Below are 19998 nucleotides of genomic sequence, written 5' to 3' on the forward strand. Positions count from 1 at the left end.
TTAACATATCGTGTAAGACACGACGAATTATTATTTGATATGCATCAAATAAACTATCGGTTACTAAGGCAGATTTTTCAAATTTTGTGAACGAACAAATCATTATTTTCATGTTTTTATGCTTGAACCTTTTAAAGGTATAGCGATAAAAACGCTAAGCTAGGCGCGCTTCTCCTCTTCTAATCGTGATTTGAGATAATCGAGGAATAGCTTAGTCCGGGTATGCTGATAATCCAGCTTTGGATAGTAGGCATATACAGTGGCTTTATCCGCTGTGATATCGGGCAGGATAGGGACTAACGCGCCGGATTTGAGATCATCTTTGATCATGACGTTGTTCGTCATCAAAATACCCATGCCTCTTTTGGCACCATGAAACAGCGCTTCTGGGTTGGTCGTGGCAAAGTTACCGGACAAGCTGATACGCTTACCTCGATTTGTTTTGATTTCTCGTGAGGGTTTTTCTCCCCAAATCAGGACATTATGCTCTGTCAGATCCTCAACGCATTGCGGTGTTCCATATTTTTTTAGGTAACTAGGCGCGGCGTAAAACTGGGCTTTATGTTCGAAAAGCGCAGTGGCTTTGAAACTCAGAGAGTTCAGTTGCTCTAATTCCCGGCTAATAAACAGGTCTAAGCTTAGCTCTGGCAATTGGCCTGGTAGCGTTGTCGTTAATTGAAGCGTGATGTCTGGATATTTCTCAAGAAAATCATCAAGATAATGAACTAGAAATTTAGAACCAACGGCCAGCGTTGCCCCAATTTTTAATAGCCCCGCTGGTGATTGGTTGACTGAGCGAGTTTCATCTAATACCGATTGCCATGAATCAAGCTGACTTTTTGCTCGTTGATAAAACAGCGCACCAGCTTCAGTTTGGCTAATTGAGCGGGTCGTACGTTTGAGTAGTTGAACGCCAATTTTATCTTCTAGCCATTGAACTCGCTTACTGATAGCTGAGCTGGTGGTATTGAGTTTCCGCGCTGCTGCATTAAAGCTACCTTCTTCGACCACACGAATATAACTCTTCACGCTTTGAATCCAGTCCATTGTATCTCCTTGGGAATTAATTCCTTTCCAACTTAGCTGATTATCATCTTTGAGTATCAAATATACACTGTTTGCCATCAATCTGTCACAAAGTAGGAGGAACGTTTGCGTAAAACACCATTGTTATTAGCGATGATGATCATTGCCACAGGCCAAGTTGGCGTTAGTATTTATCTTCCTTCTTTGCCGTTGATTGGTCATGACTTGAATTTGCCGCAACATTCGATTCAGAATCTCGTCACGCTATTTCTCGTTGGGTTCGGTATCTCTCAGCTTTTTTACGGCCCATTGTCTGATGCGATTGGTCGTCGGCCGGTGTTTATTCTGGGGCAAAGTGTATATCTAGTTGGTACGGTTATTTGCATCGCGTTTTCGGACAACATTGTTGCCCTTGAAGCGGGACGGTTACTGCAAGGCCTAGGAGCGGGCAGCGCTTCGGTACTTGGTCGGTCAGTACTGCGTGATAGTTATGACGGTATGCAATTAACCAAAGCGCTATCTTATATTTCAGTCACTGCTTCAGTGATGCCAATTATTGCTCCGCTGTTTGGTGGCTGGATTGCTTTTCACCTGAGTTGGCATGCTGTCTTCGTGTTTGTACTGATTTACTTAATGGCAATTTTTACACTTGGTTTATTGGTGCTGCCAGAAACGCTGCCTTATCCGAAGAGAAAATTTAAAGTAGGCGAAGTAAGCGCGAACTATTTGCGTCTGTTAACGAATACACAAGTGATTGGTAGTGCGAGCTACAACTGGCTTAGTTATTTATCGGCTCTGGTTACGCTCTCCTTGTATCCATTTTTAATGCAACAAGAGTTAGGATTAACGGCGGCAGATTACGGCTCTTTGATGATCATACCATCAGTTGGTTTGCTGACGGGTAGCTTAGTGCTGAACTTGATCAATGCTCGTTACAAAGCTCAGCAAATCTTGCTGATGAGTTTCGCGATTGTTGCTGTTGCAGGCTTCATGTTGTTGGTTACCCCCTTCAGTGTATTTTCATTGCTGACGGCATTCACGTGTTTAAGTTTTGCTCAAGGAATGTCATTCCCGGTATCGATCAGTTTGCTACTTTCACCACATAAGCAACAGGCAGGCGCGGTTTCTGCGCTATCTGGTTCTATTCAAATGTGTTTAGCAGGTTTGTTTGGTGGGTACTTAGTAGACTCATGGGTTACGAATCAGCAGCAGCTTGGGGTGTTTTATTTGTTTATTGCGTTACTTTCTTGCTTTGTTCTTGTACTAAGCCAATTTCGTAAAGTGCCAGAAGGGACGGTTCAAGCAGAAACTTCCATCTGAATATACTTGCAACCAGAAGGTCGGCTTTCTAAAATGCGCAGCTAAATTAAGTCTGGCCTGTTGTGTATACTGAATGACTTGGTTTGAAAGGAAGAGGGCGAACCTTGATACTTCTCTCAAGCTTGGAATACATTTCTGCCCAATGGCTATCCGATCTCTAATCGTTAGGTGAAAGAATGCAACAAAACGAATTTGAAACACTGGTAAAAGAAATTACTCAGCAAGAAAGTATGCCAAAGGCACTCGAAGTCTTGAAGGCGTGTGAGGAAGAAGAAGTTGCACAAGCGGCGCAATCCCTAACGGGTCAGTTTGGCCTTGCAGAAGTTGATGGTGAGAAACGTATTTACCATATTACCACTCAAGAAGATGAGTCCGGAGAAGAGCAAGAATACGTAGAGCACGTCATGAATGAAGGCGATCACTTGATCAAGTTTGCTGCGTGGTTCTTTGAAACATTCTTTGAAATCAAACAGAAAGATACGTACGTCGCAGCGGGTAAAACATACCAACAACCTAAGCGATAGACGCTCATTTCAAGAAATCCACGAAAATCAAACTGAAAGTTAATTACAAAATAAATGTGACTGGAGTCTTGTTTTTATCTAATTGTGGTGTAAAATTACAACATAGTTAAGTCAATACATTCAGGAGAAGGTCATGGGTAACGAACTTGGTGGTGCTTATATTGGCCAGATGATTGCAAAAGACGCGATGCACAAAGCGCTTTACGGTAAAGCGAAGAAGAAAAAAGCTTCTGTTTTTGCTCGTGTTATTAAAAAACTGGCGAAATAATTTAAAAAGCCCTGATTGAAAAATCAGGGCTTTTTGCTTTTCTCTGTTTTGTTGTTAGTAAGTAGCCAACATATTGCACAACATTGGCAAAACGCTACTCAAAGACTGATGACATTTAAATCTAGAATTACGCGGATTGGCTTGGTATCTCCACAACATTGTTAGGCACTTTATCTAGCCCCTTTGCTGATAACCACTTTTCTAAATCGTCAGCGCCTCCAATATATTTTCCATCTAACCAGATTTGCGGCACTGTTACCGGTGTTTTTTCGCCAATGATGGCTTTTACTTCAGGAATCATGCGGTATAAGGCGGCGCTGTCTTTAACTACATCATGGTACTCATACTGAACGCCAGCCTCGTCAAGTAATTGTTTGGCTTTGACACAGTAAGGGCAAGTTGCTTTACCATAAACAATGTTGCCTTTTAGCTCATCGCGTTTTACCCACTCAGCAATAACAGACTGTACAAGCACACCCCGATTCAATGCTTCTCCTTGGCTGATAACTTTCCCTTCGACAAGAAGAATGGGTGCATGCCAAGCACCAGCTTTTAATGGTTCCCACCAGTGCGATAACCAATCTTTTACTTCAAGTTCAACGGGCACATCGGCTAGTTCGTTTTCAAAAGTATCCTTTAAAATATCTTTGGTTAATGTACATTCACCACAAGGAATATTGACTTTGAATGGGCCCCAACTACCAGCCCAGCGATACAGTGTAATTTTGATTGGTTGACTCATATGGGTTCCTCATTTCCTTTCCTGAAAATATAGAACTTTTAAATTAGATTTTTCTTTCAACTAACTTTGTCTTTTTCGCTTCCCAATGCGTAATAAACGCAATAGATGCAATAATAATCGCAGCACCTAACCATAAACGACCAGGTGGCACCCAACCAAACACCAACCAACCAGCAACAACATTCAAAGGCAGTTTGGCGTGATCAAATGGTTGCACAAATGAGGCGTCTGCTACTGCATATGCTTTAACGATAGCCCATTGAGCGAGTGCTGTAAGTGCACCTGCGGCTAAAAGCACACCCCATATCGTCCACGTATCTGGCATAGTAAACGTCGGTATCGCTAACAAGATATTAAATGGTGTTATCAGCAGCAATAAATAGACAACCATGGTTGATGGCGGATCGTTTACCGACATTTTTTTTACCATTAATGAATACGCTGCCCAGAAAAATGCGGCGCCAACAGAGAGCAGGGTCGCCCATGTAAATGAGTCTGCCCAAGGCTCAAGAATGATCATGGCACCAACAAACCCCGTCAATGTCGCTAACCAGCGTGCAGTACCTACTTTCTCTTTGAGTAACAAGCCAGAACCAACTGTGGCAAATAACGGGGAGGTCATGAGAAGTGCAATACCTTGCCAAATTGGAACTGGGTAAGCGAGAGCCCATAACCAAAGTTGAATCCCGATAACAGAGAGAAAAATGCGGAATGCATGCCAGCCAAAGTGTTGGGTTCTTAAAGAACGTCTAATCCCAAGTGTACGTAGGTAGGGCAGAATAACAAATAAGGCGATTGCATATTGGAATAACGCAAATGTGGTGGAGGAGACACCAAAGTTGATGCTAGCAATTTGGGCGAAGCTGTTCACTATGGCGAATGCCAAGCCAGCTGTTAGCATCCAGGACGCACCTTGAACAGGATGATGATTCAATTGAAAAATTCCAGTTTGATAGAGGTGGCGGGATCATACGTCCTATTGTTTTTCGCGCCAATAAAAAAATGCCTCCCAGAGGGAGGCGACATTACCAATTCAAAGGACGTGCCTGTTATAACAGGTACAAAGAACGAGAAGCACAAACGCTGCCATGCATTTGCATAAATAATATTGCAGAACACGTGCCAACTTTTATGTGTTTGATTTTAAATGGTTTTTTGGTTTTTCTGTGTTGTCGATTAGATGAAATGCACTAACTTAGTGATCAATCGCATTAAAAGAGGGCAGAAGTAGGCGTCGTTACGCTCGTTTTTCATTGCTGAGCGATACTTGGATAGTGTGAAAACTTATCGAGTTGTGTTGGGTTAAATAAAAATGGCCAGCAAAGGTGCTGGCCAAGTGGACTCGCTCTTAGGACAAGAGTGAATTAGAAATCGTAACGTACGCCTAGGCGCAGTGTATCTTCGCCTTCTGTTACTAGACCTGTTGTTGCATCTTTTGCTTCATCAAGTTGGTTGATGTAGTAAGACAGGTAAGTACGGAAGTTGCTGTTTAGTTTGTAGTAACCAACAAGCTCGATACCTTCAACGGTGTCGTACTTTGAACCGTTGTCTGGATCATTCTCTTGAGCTGTGTATAGAGCTGCAAGTGTCACTTTGCTTGCTACTTTGTAGCTTGCGACTAGCTCGTAAGCCGTAAAGTCTTCAGAGTCAGTCAGGGAACCTTGAGAATAAGTACCTGCTAGGTAAAGGTTGTCCATCGAGTAAGCGATACCACCTAGAATTTGATCTTCAGAGTTATCTTTATCTACATCGCCACCAGAGTATGCAAGACCAAAGTCGAGGCCCATTGGTAGTGAGTACATTCCAGAGATGCCGTATTTATCTTCGTTATCGCTAGAGTTTGCTTGGTAGGTTGCTTGAAGTTGTAGTGCATCAAACGCACCACGGTATGCGAAAACGCTGTCTTGCTTATCAGAAGACGAATCAATAACTTGCTGAACACCAGAGAATTCAGTGATATCCGTCATGTCAGAGATGATGACTGCAGCCATGTCTTGACGACCTACAGAGAAAGCACCGATATCAGAGTCGACGCCTGCATACATGTAGCGGTTTTTGAATTCACTCTTGCCCGTTTTTTGTTCGGCTTCGTAAACACCGAAAGCAGAAAGGCCGTTGCCGATGTCTGTTTTACCTTTTAGGTTAAGACGAGCACGGCTTTTATCTTCCATAGAACCTTCAACTTCAGCACCGTCTGAACCGATGAAGTCACCACGAAACTCAACGCGGCCGCCAACTTTTAATTCAGTACCGTCGTTTTTGTATACAGTTGCTGCGAATGATGGTGCTGATACCAATGCTGTAAGAATTGCAGTAGTTAGTGCTGCCTTTTTCATTTTCTTATTACCCTAGTTGTAATCGATGGGCTTTCTTGCCCGATGTGTTGATGACGCTAAGGTAAAGGCTGAAAATGAAAGATAGATTTCTGTTAAGTTATGATTTGATTGCACTTTTATTGCTGGCGAGAATAAGTGCCCCTTCTCATACCACTTATAAAAAGAAAGGTTTATCTTTTTTGAGGTTTTTTTCTCTCCGTTGAAGACTGTGTTTTTTTCAAAAAGTTCCTGAATTGTTTCTTGACCCTAAATGTAAGTAAACATTTCAATTTGGCAGGGAAGTTTGGCCTAAAAATAGCGAATCATCAGCTATTTGTGAGCTAACTCTCTCTAAAGCATTTCTTATTGTAAGGTTTTTATTTCTCGATTTCTTGAAGGCTAAGTAAACGATTGCTTTTTAGGTTTTGTCTGAGATCTTTTCACTCGGTTGTCAGGAACTAATCAAATAAAGTGTCGGCAGTTGTTACACAAAGGTAAAACTAATCTGGTGGAAACGATGCCTCGGATAGCCTTTGTATTCCTCTCTTTGTTCATCATTTCGTTTTTACGAAAGTGAACCAAAGCCGGGTCTAAAACTGACTAACCAACTAATAAGTAATGGATTTAGAAATGAATAAAAAATTATTAGCAGCGGCAATCGCGGCAGCAACCTTCGGTACTCAAGCAGTTGCAGTGGAACTATATAATAACGATGGCACAACATTTTCGATGGGCGGCCACGTTTCTGTTAATTTAAATGGATCAGAGCAAGGTGACACGGATGTGGGTACTAACTCTCCTCGTATCAATATCTCTGCGACACAGGATTTGGGTAATGGCTTCACCGCAGACGCACGTGGTGAATGGGCGCTAAACTACTTAGACGGTGGTGAAGAGTCGTTTAAAACTCGTCTAGGTTACTTAGGTATAACGCATGAGGTTTATGGTCGTGCAGTAGGTGGTACGCAATGGTCACCTTACTACGATGTCGCAGGTATTGCAGATATGCCAATCGCGTTTGCCAACGACTTCATCTATGACGATCATGGAAACCTTGGCACTGGCCGTGCGGATAAAATGCTTTCTTACCGTAATGCCATCGAGCTGGGTGAAGCGGGTGTGATCAACTTTGGTCTTGGTTGGCAGGGTGCAAACGATGATTACACGCGCAACGATGCTGGAGTTATAACTGGCGGTGCTAAATACGATGACCGTGTGCAAGCTGCGCTTTCTTACTCAATCATGGGCGCTAAAATCGGTTACTCATACAATGGCGGTGATTTCCAGCACCCTGCATATGCAGGTAAGCACACGGCGGAATCACACGTTGTATCAGCATCTTACGGTGCGTACGGCCAAGGCCTATTCCTTGCTGCGGTTTATGGTTCAAACGAAAACATGAACTTCAGTGCAAAAGGCGACCGTTTAGAAGAAAGTGATGCATACGAAGCGATCATCGCATACGCTCTAGCAAACAGCCTAAACTTGAGTGTTAACTATGAGATGGTGGAAGGTAAAGAGTTTAAGAGCTCTAAAACAGAAACTGCTCGTGAAGAAATGGCACTACAAGCAGAATACAACTTCACGCCTAAATTTGTTGGTTACGCGGGTTACCAGTTTGACCTAAATGACGACAATGGTCGTGAAACTGATGACAAATGGGCGTTAGGTGCTCGTTACTACCTATAATAGGATTTAGCGAGAACTATTATTCAGCTCATTGATCTAAAGCCAGCCTCGTGCTGGCTTTTTTGTCTATTTGTTTTACAAATACTTTGCTGTTTCAATTAGATGATACAAAACTCAAAACGGGGTGAATGTCTTATTTTTTACACTAGAGGTTGCTATTTAGTGTCGTTAAGTCAATAGGTTAGATTATGATGGGATTTTTGTTTTGCAGGGAAGAATGATGAGTGTTATTCAAGTTGAAGAAAAGAAAGTAGAAGTGGGTAAAGTGCTTTGTGTTGGACGAAATTACGTTGAACATATTCATGAGCTTAATAATGCAATGCCTGAGCAAATGGTGGTATTTAATAAACCCGCAACTTCCGTATCAACAACTCTGCGTTCATTCCATCAAGAACCCCTTCATTATGAGGCTGAAATCTGCTTTTTGATCAAGGATGGACGTTATTCAGCGGTTGGTTTGGGATTGGATCTGACCAAGCGTGGTTTGCAATCCTCGCTTAAAAATCAGGGGTTGCCGTGGGAGCGAGCTAAGGCATTTGATGGCTCTGCTGTGTTTAGTCGGTTTGTCTCTTTGGATAACATTGATATCAATGATCTTAACCTTGAGCTCTTAATCAACTGTGTTCGTGTACAAAAAGGTCACGTTAACCAAATGCTCTATCCGCCGCTAACTATCCTGGATGAATTAACCAGTTACACAACACTTCAAGATGGCGATGTAGTGATGACCGGTACACCAAAGGGCGTTGGTGAGGTACATGAAGGTGACATCTTCCTTGGTCGATTAAAGTGTGGCGATGTCACCTTGTTGGAGATTGAGTGGTTGGCGGATTAAAGCCAAATTCGTAGAACGAGAAATACCACCATACTGATAACCGTCGTTAAAAGAACATTTTTAGTAAAATACGCGATTAAAGCAGCGAGTATGGCAGCCAGTAAAAATGGGTTTTGCACATTGACGCTGAGCTCCCCATCTGGAATGAAAACGATAGGTGCCCAGATCGCAGTCAGTACTGCTGGGCTAGCGTAATTGAGTACTTTTTGAGTGCGCGTCCCTAATCGCAATGGTAGCTTGGGTTCTAAAAACAAGTAGCGGCTGGTGAAAACAAGTACCGTCATCAGTAAAATAGCCAACATGATCATTAGCGTTTCTCCTTTACTTGTTCCACAAAGTAACCAGTAAGCATGGCTAAAATGCTTGAAATCATCAAACTTCCCTCAATTTGATAATAGGTTAGGGCAACCGAGCTCACCAAAGCCACAAGAACACTCGCGAGCACCGCTGCATTTTTAATAGTCGGAACTACAATTGCGATAAAAGTTGCGGCCACAGCAAATTCCAAACCCATTTCGTTCAGTTCAGGGATTAGACTTCCCGCAATAATGCCCGTCAATGTCGCGACATTCCAAAACAGGTAAAAACTCAGACCAGCCCCAAGTGCATACCAGCGATTAAATTGTTTATCGGAATGGTGGCCTACAATCGCAAACAGCTCGTCAGTAAGTAAGAAGCCGAGTGATAATCGCCATTTTAGAGGGAGCGGTGCAATTTTACTGCGCATCGATACACTGTAGAGGAAGTGTCGAGAGGTGATAAAAAACGTTGTCAGTAACATGGTCACTAGACCTGCTCCCGTTTTAATCATTCCCATCGCGACGAGCTGTGCAGAACCTGCGAACAAAATGGCGGATAGTGCTTGTCCTTCCAAAGGGTGAAGCCCAGTATCAATTGCGAATGAGCCTGCGAGTAAGCCCCAAGGGAGCACTGCGATACTCAAAGGCATCATCGCAAGTGTACCTTGCCAAAATAGCGTGGCTTTTGATTCTTTTTGTAACGGCAAAGTGTGGTCCATAGTTTCTTCTTATTTATTCCTAAATCAGATTACCAAGATAGCTCGGTAGTCGCATAACGCCTTGTACAATATTGCTGCTTTAGCTGTGACGGACGTATTGGCCGGGAGTGACGCCCATGGCTTTTTTAAAGTGTCGATGCAGATGGCTCTGATCATGGAAGCCACATTCTTGTGCCACGTCTGAAATTTTTTGTCCCATTTTTAGTAGCTTCTTCGCCATACGTAAACGTTGCTGAATTTGATAGGCATGAGGCGGAAAGCCAAATTGCTTTTGAAACTCTCTCAGCAGATGAAAAGGGCTTAATCCAGACAGTTTCGCGAGTTCTTCTAGTGAGACGTCCGTTTGTGGAAAGTCTTCCAAAAATTCTCTGACGAGCTGCACTTGTCGCTGAGCTCTGGTTGACTCTTTCAGTGGTGCCCGATGAGTGCTGTGTTTACTGGCTAGCTTGATCAACGTGCCGTAAACCAAAGTTTCTCTCAATAAACGGTTGTCTGATTTTTCTAGTGTTTCAAATACCAGTCGTAACTGACTAGCCAGCTCAGGATCGTAAACCACAGGTTGAGGGAAATAGGGCAGAGCTACATTTGGTGAACCAAGCTCTTGTCCTAAAGTTTGAAACTGCTGAGGTACGGGGTACATTGCTTTGTATTCCCAGCCGCCTTCCGAGGCTGAATGCCCGTTGTGTACTTCATCTGCATTAACAAGGATGATGCTGTCCTGTGGCGCGATATGATTCCCGCCCGTCCTAAAAAATTGTTGTGCCCCTTTTTCGATGACACCAATAGTGTAACCTTCGTGGCTATGGCGTGAAAAATTCTGCTTCTCATACTTTGCATCGAGAAGTTCTAAACCGCCGAGCTCTTGAGCTATCTTGAAGGTAGCGATTTCCTTATTCTTTTCTTTCATCTTTATCCGGTCTGCTCAAGAAAATCATTTTAGAAGTGTAACGGATCCATCGTGCTTATTTTTGTACAAAATTGCTATTCGATTTTGATAAACAGGCGAATTGATTGCTATTTTTCAGCTGGGCAAACTATGATTTTTATTTTTTGATTTATCTTGGCTATTTTGGGCTGGATGATGTTATTTTGTTGGTATAACATTCGCCGCCTTGTTGTAGAAAAGCGGTTCCATCATGATTGATTTATCTGTACTTCCTGTTTATCTCACCGCAGTCGTGGCTTTGTTGCTGTTACCAGGGCCCGATATGTTGCTGATAGCGAGTTCTAGTATGAGTTACGGTAAGAAGGTCGGTCTTTTTGCTAGCTTAGGCAATGCGACGTCTGGTGTTATTCTTACTTTGCTTGCTGCGATGGGCGTATCTACCCTGATTGCCATGAGCCCAATAGCCCTTAAAGTCCTTCATCTACTAGGTGGCGCTTACTTGTTAAAAATGGGTTGGGACTGCTTACGAGCTGAGGCATCTTCGGCTCCAGAGCTTGATGGTCAAAACAAAATAGCATCAACTTATTATCAACGTGCTTTGATGAGTAATTTGCTTAACCCTAAAGCCTTGGTCTTTTTTGTGATGTTTTTGCCGCAGTTTGTCTCAAGCAATATCACGGCATCTTCCGGTGAGCAGATGCTAGCGCTAGGGTTATTGTTGAACGTTCTTGGCTTGTCATTCAATTTATTACTTGTTGGGTTAGCAGGCACATTGGGCAAAGGGCTGCTCGAGAACGAAAAATTCCGCACGTATCAGCATAAACTAATGGGGTTAGTGTTTGTTATTCTGGCGTTGTGGATGCTGAGTAGTTTCGCCTTGTAAAGTTATCATATTCCATCAGAAAGCCAGCAATTGCTGGCTTTTTGTTTTAGGATATTGGTGTTTCCTAAGGAGAGGGTATATGAAGCTTGAATTTTGTTTAAATCCAGATCAAACAGACCTTGATTTTGTTCGTGAAGGTATTCGATCTTATAACCGATTGCATTTACCTGAAGGGGAAGTGCATGCTGTAGGCTGTTTCGCAAAAGATGAGAATGGCAAGATCATGGGTGGCTTGACTGGCGAAATGTTTAAAAATACGGTGTTTGTTGAGTTTTTGTGGGTAGACGCTGAAAGTCGAACCTCTGGTCTCGGTAGCCAATTAATGTCGATGCTAGAACAAAAAGTAAAGCCTCATGGGGTTACCCATGTTTATTTGGATACCTACAGCTTTCAAGCTCTTGAGTTCTATCTCAAATTGGGTTTTGAGAAAGTGGGGCAGTACTCAGGCTATCCTGCAGAGGGCATCCACAAGTACTTTCTACAAAAGGAAATTGTAGGCTAGGGAAAGCACGGGTTAGCTTGACTTGTTCTAGTGAAAATCAAAAAAGAGGCGCGAATTTGCGCCTCTTGTTGTATCAAATATCTATGTTTCTCTTTGACTTACAAACTTTGCTGGTGCGCGTCGATAAGTTCGTTCATCTTCGCTTCTGCTGCTTGCTGTGCTTGTTCATAGCTCATATCCGCAGGGAAGAGGTTGATGACTTCGTAGTAACATTTTAGTTTTGGCTCAGTACCAGAAGGACGAACAATCACGCGTGATTGATCTTCTAGGTGATAAATCAATACGTCACTTGCTGGTAAGTCAATGGATTCTTCAGAGCCGTCGTCAAACATGCGAACCGATGTTTTAAGATCTTCGGTTACTGCAACTTTTTTACCAGCAATCTCTGTTGGTGGATTGGCTCGGAGTTTGTCGCCGATTGGTGGAGAGTTCGGGTCGAGAGCGATGCTGCGTTGTGCGTTGAAGTAGAAACCGTGCTCGCGGTACAGCTCTTCCAGTTTATCCCACAGTGTTTTGCCTTGCGCTTTAAGCTTGCCTGTTAGCTGTGAAAACGCGACGATTGCAGATAAACCATCTTTATCCCACACCTTGTTACCCACGGTATAACCGAGCGCTTCCTCATAAGCAAACAAGAATGGGTTGGCTTCTGTCTCTTGTTCCATGGCAACATTAGTAAGCCATTTAAAGCCAGTTAATGTTTGATAGTATTGTGCGCCATGCGCCTTAGCGATGCTGCTCAGCATTCTTGAGGATACGATGGTGTTGCCAACCAAAGCGTTAGGTTGCTGTTCCAGCAAGTAATCGCCAAATAGTGAGCCCACTTGGTCGCCGGTTAACATCTGATACTCGCCATCTGGGCGTTTAACTGCCACGGCAAAACGGTCTGCATCTGGATCGTTAGCGCAAGCGATATCTGCATCTACGGACTTACCTAACGCCATCACCATATCCATTGCACCTGCTTCTTCAGGGTTTGGGAAGTTGACGGTTGGGAAGCTTCCGTCAGGTTCGCGCTGTTCCTTAACACTTGCCACTTTTTGGAAGCCTGCGTCGGCAAGTAGCGTTTCCGCCATATTCGCGCCAACGCCATGCATTGCGGTGTAAGCAATAGATATATCGGTATTGTTGTCAGGAGTAAGCAGCGCGTTTTCATTCATTGTCTTACGGTAAGTTTGGTAGTAGTCGTCTTCCAACCAAACTAACAAACCGTGCTGTTTTGCATCATCGAGAGACATTAAAGGTAATGGCTTCGTTGTTGCGTCATCAATTTTCGCTGCGATTCCAGAGTCGTGCGGAGGAATAATCTGTGCGCCATTTTCCCAATATACTTTAAAGCCATTGTATTCTGGTGGATTGTGGCTGGCAGTAACAACAACAGCGGCCGCAGCATTCAATGTACGGACACCAAACGCAACAATTGGGGTTGCTGCAACGTCATACGTTAGGTAAACCTTGATACCAAGGGCCGTCAGTACGGATGCGGTATCATGCGCGAATTGTTTTGAATCGGGACGACCGTCGTAGCCAATAACGACACCACGACTCGCGGCATCTTTGACTTGCTCAAGCAAATAGTGCCCTAAACCAGTGGCGGTCTCTTGAATCACCAAGCGGTTCATTCGGTTTGGACCTGCGCCCACTTTGCCACGTAAGCCTGCAGTACCAAAGGCAAGGCGTGAGCCAAAGCGATCAGTAAGTTCTTGTTCATTGTTCGTATCGACGAGGTGTTGTAGCTCTTCACGAGTCTTAGGATCAGGGTCTCGTTCTAGCCATTGCGTAATTAGTGCTGTCATATCAGTCATTCCTTAGTAGGGGGAGCCTACTTTCTTGGACACTTCGTTTGGTAAGTATCTCAATGTTTTCTTTTAAATCAATGTAAATGGTTCTCAATTACATTTCAAAGAGGGCAATCGATAAACCGAATTAATTTTTCTTATCCGAACAAAATTTAATCATATTTAATTTCTTGAAGAACCTTGGAACTATAACTAGCCTTTTAACATAAATATAACAAACCGTGTCGAAATCGTAGTTTTTGTGATTTTTCGTAAAGTTGTTCGATATTTGCATCGGGACGCAAGGAAGCTCGCGTAGGCGTAGCGGCTGAGCAGAGGAGAGATCTTTTGAAAAGATTAACGACTACTCTAGCCTTATCACTGAATGTGATTTTAATCACATTTTCCTCTTTTGGTTGGTCAAAGGAAAATGACTACAACATGACAAAAGGGGTCACAGAGATAAGTGGGCAAGTGTATGAATTACATATGCTGATTTTCTATATCTGCTGTGTAATTGCTTTGATTGTTTTTGGTGTGATGTTCTATTCCATCTTTCGTCATCGCAAGTCAAAAGGAGCAGTTGCCGCACATTTCCATGAAAGCACAAAAGTGGAAATTATTTGGACGGTCATACCCATCATCATTCTTGTCGCTATGGCGATTCCCGCAACAAAAACTCTAGTAGCAATGGAAGACACAAGCCAATCGGATATCACGGTCAAGATCACAGGCTCGCAATGGAAATGGCATTACAGCTATTTTGGCGAAGATGTTGAGTTTTTTAGTTTGCTTGCCACCAGCCAAAAACAAATTGATGGAATCGAAGCTAAAGGCGCACATTACTTACTGGAAGTAGACAACCCTTTGGTGTTGCCTGTGAATCGCAAAGTGCGTTTTTTGATGACTTCTGATGATGTCATTCACTCTTGGTGGGTACCGGACTTTGCCGTCAAGAAAGACACCATTCCAGGTTTTATTAATGAAGCATGGACAAGAATTGATGAGCCAGGCGTATATCGCGGCCAATGTGCGGAGCTATGTGGTCGTGCACACGGATTTATGCCGGTGGTGGTGCATGCGATGGAAGAAGAGAAGTTCGATGAATGGCTAGCGAGTAAGAAGCAAGAACTCGCACTTCAAAAAGCGGCGGCACAAGAAGCGCTCTCTCAAGACTTATCTATGGATGAATTGATGTCGCAAGGCGAATCGATATACACGGCGCGTTGTGCTGTGTGTCATCAGGCAAATGGTGAGGGGATTCCGGGTGCATTTCCCGCGATTAAAGGCAGTCCTATTGCAACCGGAGATGTTACAGATCACATAGATATTATTGTCAACGGTCGCCCGGGCACTGCAATGCAGGCTTTTTCTAATCAGTTAAGTGACAAAGAAATTGGCGCGGTTATCACATATCAACGAAATGCATGGGGCAACGATACTGGCGATACAGTGCAAGCATCCGATGTGAATGCCTTTAAGGCACAAGACAGTGCTAAGGAGGAAATATGAGTAAGCCAATAGATAAAGCAGTGAAGTCTGCGCCAGCAGAAGCCAGTGCGAACAGTACCATTGCGATTGATGATGGTCACGAGCATCATGCACCCCAGGGCATCACTCGTTGGTTGTATTCCACAAGCCATAAAGACATAGGCACCCTCTACCTTTGGTTTAGTTTTGCAATGTTTCTAACAGGTGGTGCGATGGCTATGATCATTCGTGCCGAACTGTTCCAGCCAGGGCTACAGCTAGTCGATCCGCAGTTTTTTAATCAAATGACCACGGTACACGGTTTAGTGATGGTATTTGGTGCGGTGATGCCAGCATTTACTGGCCTTGCTAACTGGATGATCCCGATGATGATCGGCGCTCCAGATATGGCGCTGCCGCGCATGAACAACTTGAGCTTTTGGATCTTACCTTTTGCATTTCTTATTTTGTTGAGCTCGTTGTTTTTACCTGGCGGCGGTCCTGATTTTGGTTGGACTTTTTATGCTCCGCTGTCCACGACTTATGGACCAGATAGCACTGCGCTGTTTGTATTCTCTGTGCATATCATGGGTATCAGCTCCATTATGGGCGCGATCAACGTTATCGTGACGATCGTAAATATGCGAGCTCCGGGAATGACTTGGTTCAAGTTACCAATGTTTGTTTGGACTTGGTTAATTACCGCTTTCTTGTTGATCGCGGTTATGCCGGTACTAGCGGGTGCGGTGACCATGGTTCTTACTGACAAATATTTCGGGACTAGCTTCTTTGACGCAGCTGGTGGTGGTGACCCGGTAATGTTCCAACACATCTTTTGGTTCTTTGGTCACCCAGAAGTGTACATCATGATTTTACCGTCGTTTGGAATCATTTCCGCCATTCTGCCTGCTTTCAGTGGTAAGAAGCTGTTTGGTTATCATTCGATGGTTTACGCGACGTGCAGCATTGCATTGTTATCTTTCCTTGTGTGGGCGCACCACATGTTTACCACGGGGATGCCAGTTTTTGCTGAGCTCTTCTTCATGTATTGCACTATGCTGATTGCGGTACCAACGGGGGTGAAAGTCTTTAACTGGGTTGCCACCATGTGGCGTGGAGCTCTGACATTTGAAACGCCAATGTTGTTTGCCATTGCCTTTATTGTGCTTTTTACCATTGGTGGCTTCTCGGGACTAATGTTGGCGATTGTGCCGGCGGACTTCCAATATCATGACACTTACTTCGTAGTTGCCCATTTCCATTATGTGTTGGTATCTGGTGCGGTATTCTCGATCATGGCAGCGGCATACTACTGGCTACCTAAGTGGACGGGCAATATGTACGACCACAAGCTGAGTTTATGGCATTTCTGGTGCTCAATTATTTCCGTCAATGTCCTGTTTTTCCCAATGCACTTCCTAGGCTTAGCAGGCATGCCAAGGCGCATACCGGATTACGCCATTCAGTTTGCTGATGTTAATCAAATAGTATCAATTGGTGGGTTTGCATTTGGGTTGTCACAACTGATCTTCTTATGGTTGGTGATCAAGTGTATTCGTGGCGGGGAGAAGGCTTCTGCAAAACCGTGGGAACGTGCGGAAGGCTTAGAGTGGACAGTGCCAAGCCCTGCGCCACATCATACGTTTACTACACCGCCTAAGATTGACTAGCAAAGAGTGGGGTGAGTGACATGAAACCGAATCCATCAAACAAGAAGCTCACAGTGAAGTTGCTTTTGGCGACCCTGTTAATGTTTGGCTTCGGCTATGCACTAGTCCCACTTTATGACGTGATGTGCGACGCACTGGGAATCAATGGAAAGACAAGTGAAGTGGCCGCCATTCAACCGACAGGTATGCAACCGGACATGAGCCGAACTATTCGCGTGGAGTTTATGGCGCATGTCAGCCCAGATATGCCTTGGGAGTTTAGACCCAAAGTGATTTCGATGGATGTTCACCCAGGTGAAGTCGTACAAACCGAATACCTTGCATTTAATGAAAGCGGGCAGAAGTTGGTGGGGCAAGCCGTTCCTTCTGTTTCTCCCGGGACTGGAGCTGCTTACTTCAATAAGATTGCGTGTTTTTGTTTTAACCAGCAGCCTCTGGATGGTAAACAGCAAGCTCAAATGCCGTTGATTTTTTATATCGAACCGGACTTGCCGGAGTCTATACACACGTTAACGCTGTCTTACACACTCTATAAACTTCCCCCTCCTACAGGCTCTTAGCCACTCAGGGAGAGAGATACAGACCAAGGTTGGTCAGTAAGGAGAGAAATTATGAGTAACAAGCCAGGAACATATTATGTTCCCGCTCAAAGTAGCTGGCCGATCATCGGTGCATTTGCTCTGTTTTTGGTTGCTGTTGGCGCAGGCATGACCGTCCAGGGGACACAAAGTGACGGTGCAGTGGGAACCATTGGTGGCATTGTGCTAGCGGTGGGCTTCTTGTTCTTGCTTTACATGTTGGCGGGTTGGTTTAGTAATGTGATTACTGAATCACTGAGTGGAAAATACAGCTCGCAAATTACTCGTTCTTTTCGCCAAGGAATGAGCTGGTTTATCTTTTCTGAAGTGATGTTTTTTGGTGCCTTTTTTGGTGCCTTGTTCTACGCCAGAATGATTTCTGTGCCTTGGTTAGGTGGGGCAGATAATAACTTCATGACTAACGAAGTCCTGTGGCCAACCTTCGAAGCGATGTGGCCACTCACACTGACACCGGGGGGAGAAACAACACAAGCTATGCCGTGGCAGGGCATACCCCTTACCAATACTATCTTGCTGCTATTGTCGTCTATTACGCTACATATGGCGCATATAAGCCTTGAACAAGACAAAAGAACGGCACTGATTGTTTGGTTAGAGATAACCATCGTACTTGCTGGCTTTTTCCTATATTACCAAGCGGTTGAGTATGTTCATGCTTATCAAGACATAGGGCTCACGTTGCAGTCCGGTATTTACGGTAACACGTTCTTCATGTTGACGGGGTTCCACGGTTTACACGTTTGTCTTGGGACTATCTTCTTGATCGTGCTGCTGTTCAGAATCGCTAAAGATCACTTTTCGCCAAAGAACCATTTTGCCTTTCAAGCGGGCAGCTGGTATTGGCATTTCGTGGATGTGGTTTGGTTATGTCTGTTTGTGTTTGTTTACGTACTTTAGGCGCACTGTGAACTCTTGGTTCGACTAATAAGGGCGAGGGTTTGGTGCTAGCCAACCCGAGCTGAGCGCAATAAGCAAAAGGACGACCACCAAAGCGGAGAACATGACTCGACGGCCTAAGTAATGACTCATGGGTTTGTCTCTTTTTTCAGGATTATCTGGGTCTTCACGAACCATTTCGATAAGCGCTTTTGCGAGGTTGAAGATAATGAAAAGCAGCAAAAGGACAAGCGTCAGTTTGAATAGAAATACGGTGGACATGGCACCTCCGGTTTCATCATTGTTGTTATCAAGACAATTATGGCTATCGAAACGGTTTTGGGTTGCAGTTGGTTTAACTGTGGTTGTGTTTTCTCTTTTGGTCAAACTGGGTTTTTGGCAGTTTGAGAGAGGGCAAGAAAAACAAGCATTGGAACAAGCCATTCTCGCGCGTGCGGATAGTGCGTACCAAGCACTAAGCGTCGTTCTTGAAGACAACGACTGGCGAGAGGAAAGTATCCTCGGGAAAAAAGTGGAAGTTAATGTTGTTCCTCAGGCGTTTCCCGTAATTTTGTTAGACAACCAAACGCATAAAGGCAGTGTGGGATATTTAGCATTTCAGATTGTATTGACGAGCGATGAGCCTAGTGCCTATGCGTTATTGGAGCTTGGTTTTGTCGAGGGAAGAGCAGAACGCTCAGTGTTACCAACGGTCACCAAACTCGATAATTCGACTTTCATCACAGGACGCCTGTACCGAAAATCTACTAATCCACTGAGTTCAGAGTTAATGCCGGAAGTTGGCGATGTTATTCGCGTGCAAAACCTAAACATCGCGCAATTGAATCAGCTACTGAATATTGAACTTATGCCCGCAGTCTTGCAGCCAGACAATTTAACTCGTTGGCCCTATGACTTTCCTTGGAATCCATTGCCACTCAATAGTGCCAAACATTTTGGCTATTCGATTCAATGGTTTTCGATGGCAGGTGTTTTCTTATTACTGACTTTAATTGTTTTTGTTCGTTGGCAAAAAAAAGTTGCGTCACATGGAGGTGAAGCATGACATCTAAAGTAACCAAAGGACGACTAATGTTGATTGCGCTGGTTTGTACGTTCGCGCTTCCCGCTGTCATTGCAAAAGTCATTCTCACACAAGGGTGGTATCAAAGCGGAGTGACCAATAGAGGCGAGTTAGTCGAACCATACACGACGTTAGAGCAACTTGGTCAAGAGTCACCTCTCAAAGACCATGGTTGGCAACTCGCTTATGTATTGCCTAACGAATGCACTGAAGAGTGTAAACAGCAGCTTTACCTGCTTCAGCAAAGCCATGTTGCTTTAGGTAAGTATCAAGAGCGAGTAGTGCCAGTCGTTTGGCAGACTGAGCATTCAGATCCCATGGAAGTATCGATGTTAGCGATGCAAATGAATGAATTGGTTACCTCTAAAGTGAAACCTGGGCAAATGTTGATCGTTGATCCTCTTGGGCAGCTGGTGATGTCTTACTCGCCGAAACCAAATGAGGACTTAGTCCTATTGAATAAAGGTATGTTGGCGGACTTACGCAAGCTCTTAAAACTGTCACGAGTCGGTTAGA

22 protein-coding genes are annotated in these 19998 nt (G+C 44.0%); 13 read left to right on the top strand and 9 right to left on the bottom strand.

The window, feature by feature from the left end; translation table 11 throughout:
* Positions 1-159: 159 nt before the first annotated feature.
* The gene (locus R7O12_RS03935; protein WP_017635852.1) at positions 160-1047 is read right to left on the bottom strand and encodes a LysR family transcriptional regulator; all 888 of its coding nucleotides are present in this window, start codon (positions 1045-1047) and stop codon (positions 160-162) included.
* 105 nt (positions 1048-1152) lie between these two features.
* Here R7O12_RS03935 and R7O12_RS03940 point away from each other — a divergent pair, with 105 nt between their 5' ends.
* The 3 genes from R7O12_RS03940 (at position 1153) to R7O12_RS03950 (ending at position 3138) form a co-directional block, all read left to right on the top strand.
* A complete protein-coding gene (locus tag R7O12_RS03940; RefSeq protein ID WP_017821607.1) occupies positions 1153-2346 on the top strand; it encodes a multidrug effflux MFS transporter in 1194 nt (397 codons plus the stop codon).
* 176 nt (positions 2347-2522) lie between these two features.
* Entirely contained in the window at positions 2523-2870 is a 348-nt protein-coding gene (locus tag R7O12_RS03945) for a hypothetical protein (RefSeq protein WP_005391198.1), read from the top strand.
* A gap of 133 nt (positions 2871-3003) precedes the next feature.
* Positions 3004-3138 carry a hypothetical protein gene (locus tag R7O12_RS03950; protein ID WP_017635854.1) on the top strand — a complete coding sequence of 45 codons (135 nt, stop codon included), beginning with the start codon at positions 3004-3006 and terminating at the stop codon, positions 3136-3138.
* Positions 3139-3265: 127 nt separating this feature from the next.
* On the opposite strand, the gene R7O12_RS03955 is transcribed toward R7O12_RS03950, so the two are convergent.
* From R7O12_RS03955 to R7O12_RS03965, 3 genes are all read right to left on the bottom strand, one after another.
* Positions 3266-3880 (bottom strand): glutaredoxin domain-containing protein, encoded by a 615-nt coding sequence (locus R7O12_RS03955; protein ID WP_005385185.1) that lies wholly within the window; start codon positions 3878-3880, stop codon positions 3266-3268.
* Positions 3881-3923: 43 nt separating this feature from the next.
* A complete protein-coding gene (locus tag R7O12_RS03960) occupies positions 3924-4781 on the bottom strand; it encodes a DMT family transporter (protein ID WP_318125640.1) in 858 nt (285 codons plus the stop codon).
* 463 nt (positions 4782-5244) lie between these two features.
* Positions 5245-6216, bottom strand: coding sequence for a porin (locus R7O12_RS03965; protein ID WP_005375535.1), 972 nt, complete (start codon positions 6214-6216; stop codon positions 5245-5247).
* A 609-nt stretch (positions 6217-6825) separates the two neighbouring features.
* Between R7O12_RS03965 and R7O12_RS03970 the strand changes: the two genes are divergently transcribed.
* Positions 6826-7884, top strand: a complete 1059-nt coding sequence (locus R7O12_RS03970; protein ID WP_042521502.1) for a porin — start codon at positions 6826-6828, stop codon at positions 7882-7884.
* Between the two features lie 220 nt (positions 7885-8104).
* Positions 8105-8719 (top strand): fumarylacetoacetate hydrolase family protein, encoded by a 615-nt coding sequence (locus tag R7O12_RS03975; RefSeq protein ID WP_017635857.1) that lies wholly within the window; start codon positions 8105-8107, stop codon positions 8717-8719.
* Here the strand turns inward: R7O12_RS03975 and R7O12_RS03980 are convergent.
* From R7O12_RS03980 to R7O12_RS03990, 3 genes are all read right to left on the bottom strand, one after another.
* Positions 8716-9027 (bottom strand): AzlD domain-containing protein, encoded by a 312-nt coding sequence (locus R7O12_RS03980; protein WP_005375528.1) that lies wholly within the window; start codon positions 9025-9027, stop codon positions 8716-8718. The genes R7O12_RS03975 and R7O12_RS03980 overlap by 4 nt on opposite strands.
* Positions 9027-9737, bottom strand: coding sequence for an AzlC family ABC transporter permease (locus R7O12_RS03985; RefSeq protein WP_054578691.1), 711 nt, complete (start codon positions 9735-9737; stop codon positions 9027-9029). The genes R7O12_RS03980 and R7O12_RS03985 overlap by 1 nt, the downstream gene beginning before the upstream one ends.
* Positions 9738-9816: 79 nt before the next feature.
* Positions 9817-10644, bottom strand: coding sequence for an AraC family transcriptional regulator (locus R7O12_RS03990; protein ID WP_005385198.1), 828 nt, complete (start codon positions 10642-10644; stop codon positions 9817-9819).
* Positions 10645-10873: 229 nt separating this feature from the next.
* Between R7O12_RS03990 and R7O12_RS03995 the strand changes: the two genes are divergently transcribed.
* Positions 10874-11506: a LysE family translocator gene (locus R7O12_RS03995; RefSeq protein ID WP_017635859.1), complete on the top strand. Its 633-nt coding sequence runs from the start codon at positions 10874-10876 to the stop codon at positions 11504-11506.
* A gap of 79 nt (positions 11507-11585) precedes the next feature.
* A complete protein-coding gene (locus R7O12_RS04000) occupies positions 11586-12008 on the top strand; it encodes a GNAT family N-acetyltransferase (protein WP_005375519.1) in 423 nt (140 codons plus the stop codon).
* Positions 12009-12106: 98 nt separating this feature from the next.
* Here R7O12_RS04000 and R7O12_RS04005 read toward each other — a convergent pair whose 3' ends face one another.
* Positions 12107-13801 (bottom strand): phospho-sugar mutase, encoded by a 1695-nt coding sequence (locus R7O12_RS04005; RefSeq protein WP_053350488.1) that lies wholly within the window; start codon positions 13799-13801, stop codon positions 12107-12109.
* A 330-nt stretch (positions 13802-14131) separates the two neighbouring features.
* On the opposite strand from R7O12_RS04005, the gene coxB reads away from it, so the two are divergent.
* Genes coxB through R7O12_RS04025 form a run of 4 tightly spaced genes read left to right on the top strand, consistent with a single transcriptional unit; the run spans position 14132 to position 18419 of the window.
* Entirely contained in the window at positions 14132-15295 is a 1164-nt protein-coding gene (gene coxB / locus R7O12_RS04010) for a cytochrome c oxidase subunit II (RefSeq protein ID WP_225466721.1), read from the top strand.
* Positions 15292-16923 (top strand): cytochrome c oxidase subunit I, encoded by a 1632-nt coding sequence (gene ctaD / locus R7O12_RS04015; RefSeq protein WP_005375510.1) that lies wholly within the window; start codon positions 15292-15294, stop codon positions 16921-16923. The genes coxB and ctaD overlap by 4 nt, the downstream gene beginning before the upstream one ends.
* A 20-nt stretch (positions 16924-16943) precedes the next feature.
* Positions 16944-17483, top strand: coding sequence for a cytochrome c oxidase assembly protein (locus R7O12_RS04020; protein ID WP_318125641.1), 540 nt, complete (start codon positions 16944-16946; stop codon positions 17481-17483).
* 51 nt (positions 17484-17534) lie between these two features.
* Positions 17535-18419: a cytochrome c oxidase subunit 3 gene (locus R7O12_RS04025; RefSeq protein ID WP_005385214.1), complete on the top strand. Its 885-nt coding sequence runs from the start codon at positions 17535-17537 to the stop codon at positions 18417-18419.
* 24 nt (positions 18420-18443) lie between these two features.
* Here R7O12_RS04025 and R7O12_RS04030 read toward each other — a convergent pair whose 3' ends face one another.
* Positions 18444-18680 (bottom strand): DUF2909 domain-containing protein, encoded by a 237-nt coding sequence (locus R7O12_RS04030; RefSeq protein WP_005375504.1) that lies wholly within the window; start codon positions 18678-18680, stop codon positions 18444-18446.
* Between R7O12_RS04030 and R7O12_RS04035 the strand changes: the two genes are divergently transcribed.
* Together R7O12_RS04035 and R7O12_RS04040 are read left to right on the top strand one after the other, a co-directional pair.
* Positions 18679-19464 carry an SURF1 family protein gene (locus tag R7O12_RS04035; RefSeq protein WP_053303768.1) on the top strand — a complete coding sequence of 262 codons (786 nt, stop codon included), beginning with the start codon at positions 18679-18681 and terminating at the stop codon, positions 19462-19464. The two genes, R7O12_RS04030 and R7O12_RS04035, sit on opposite strands and share 2 nt — an antisense overlap.
* Positions 19461-19997: a hypothetical protein gene (locus tag R7O12_RS04040; RefSeq protein ID WP_053350483.1), complete on the top strand. Its 537-nt coding sequence runs from the start codon at positions 19461-19463 to the stop codon at positions 19995-19997. The genes R7O12_RS04035 and R7O12_RS04040 overlap by 4 nt, the downstream gene beginning before the upstream one ends.
* Position 19998: the final 1 nt, after the last annotated feature.

The organism is Vibrio sp. Vb1574, assembly GCF_033338675.1.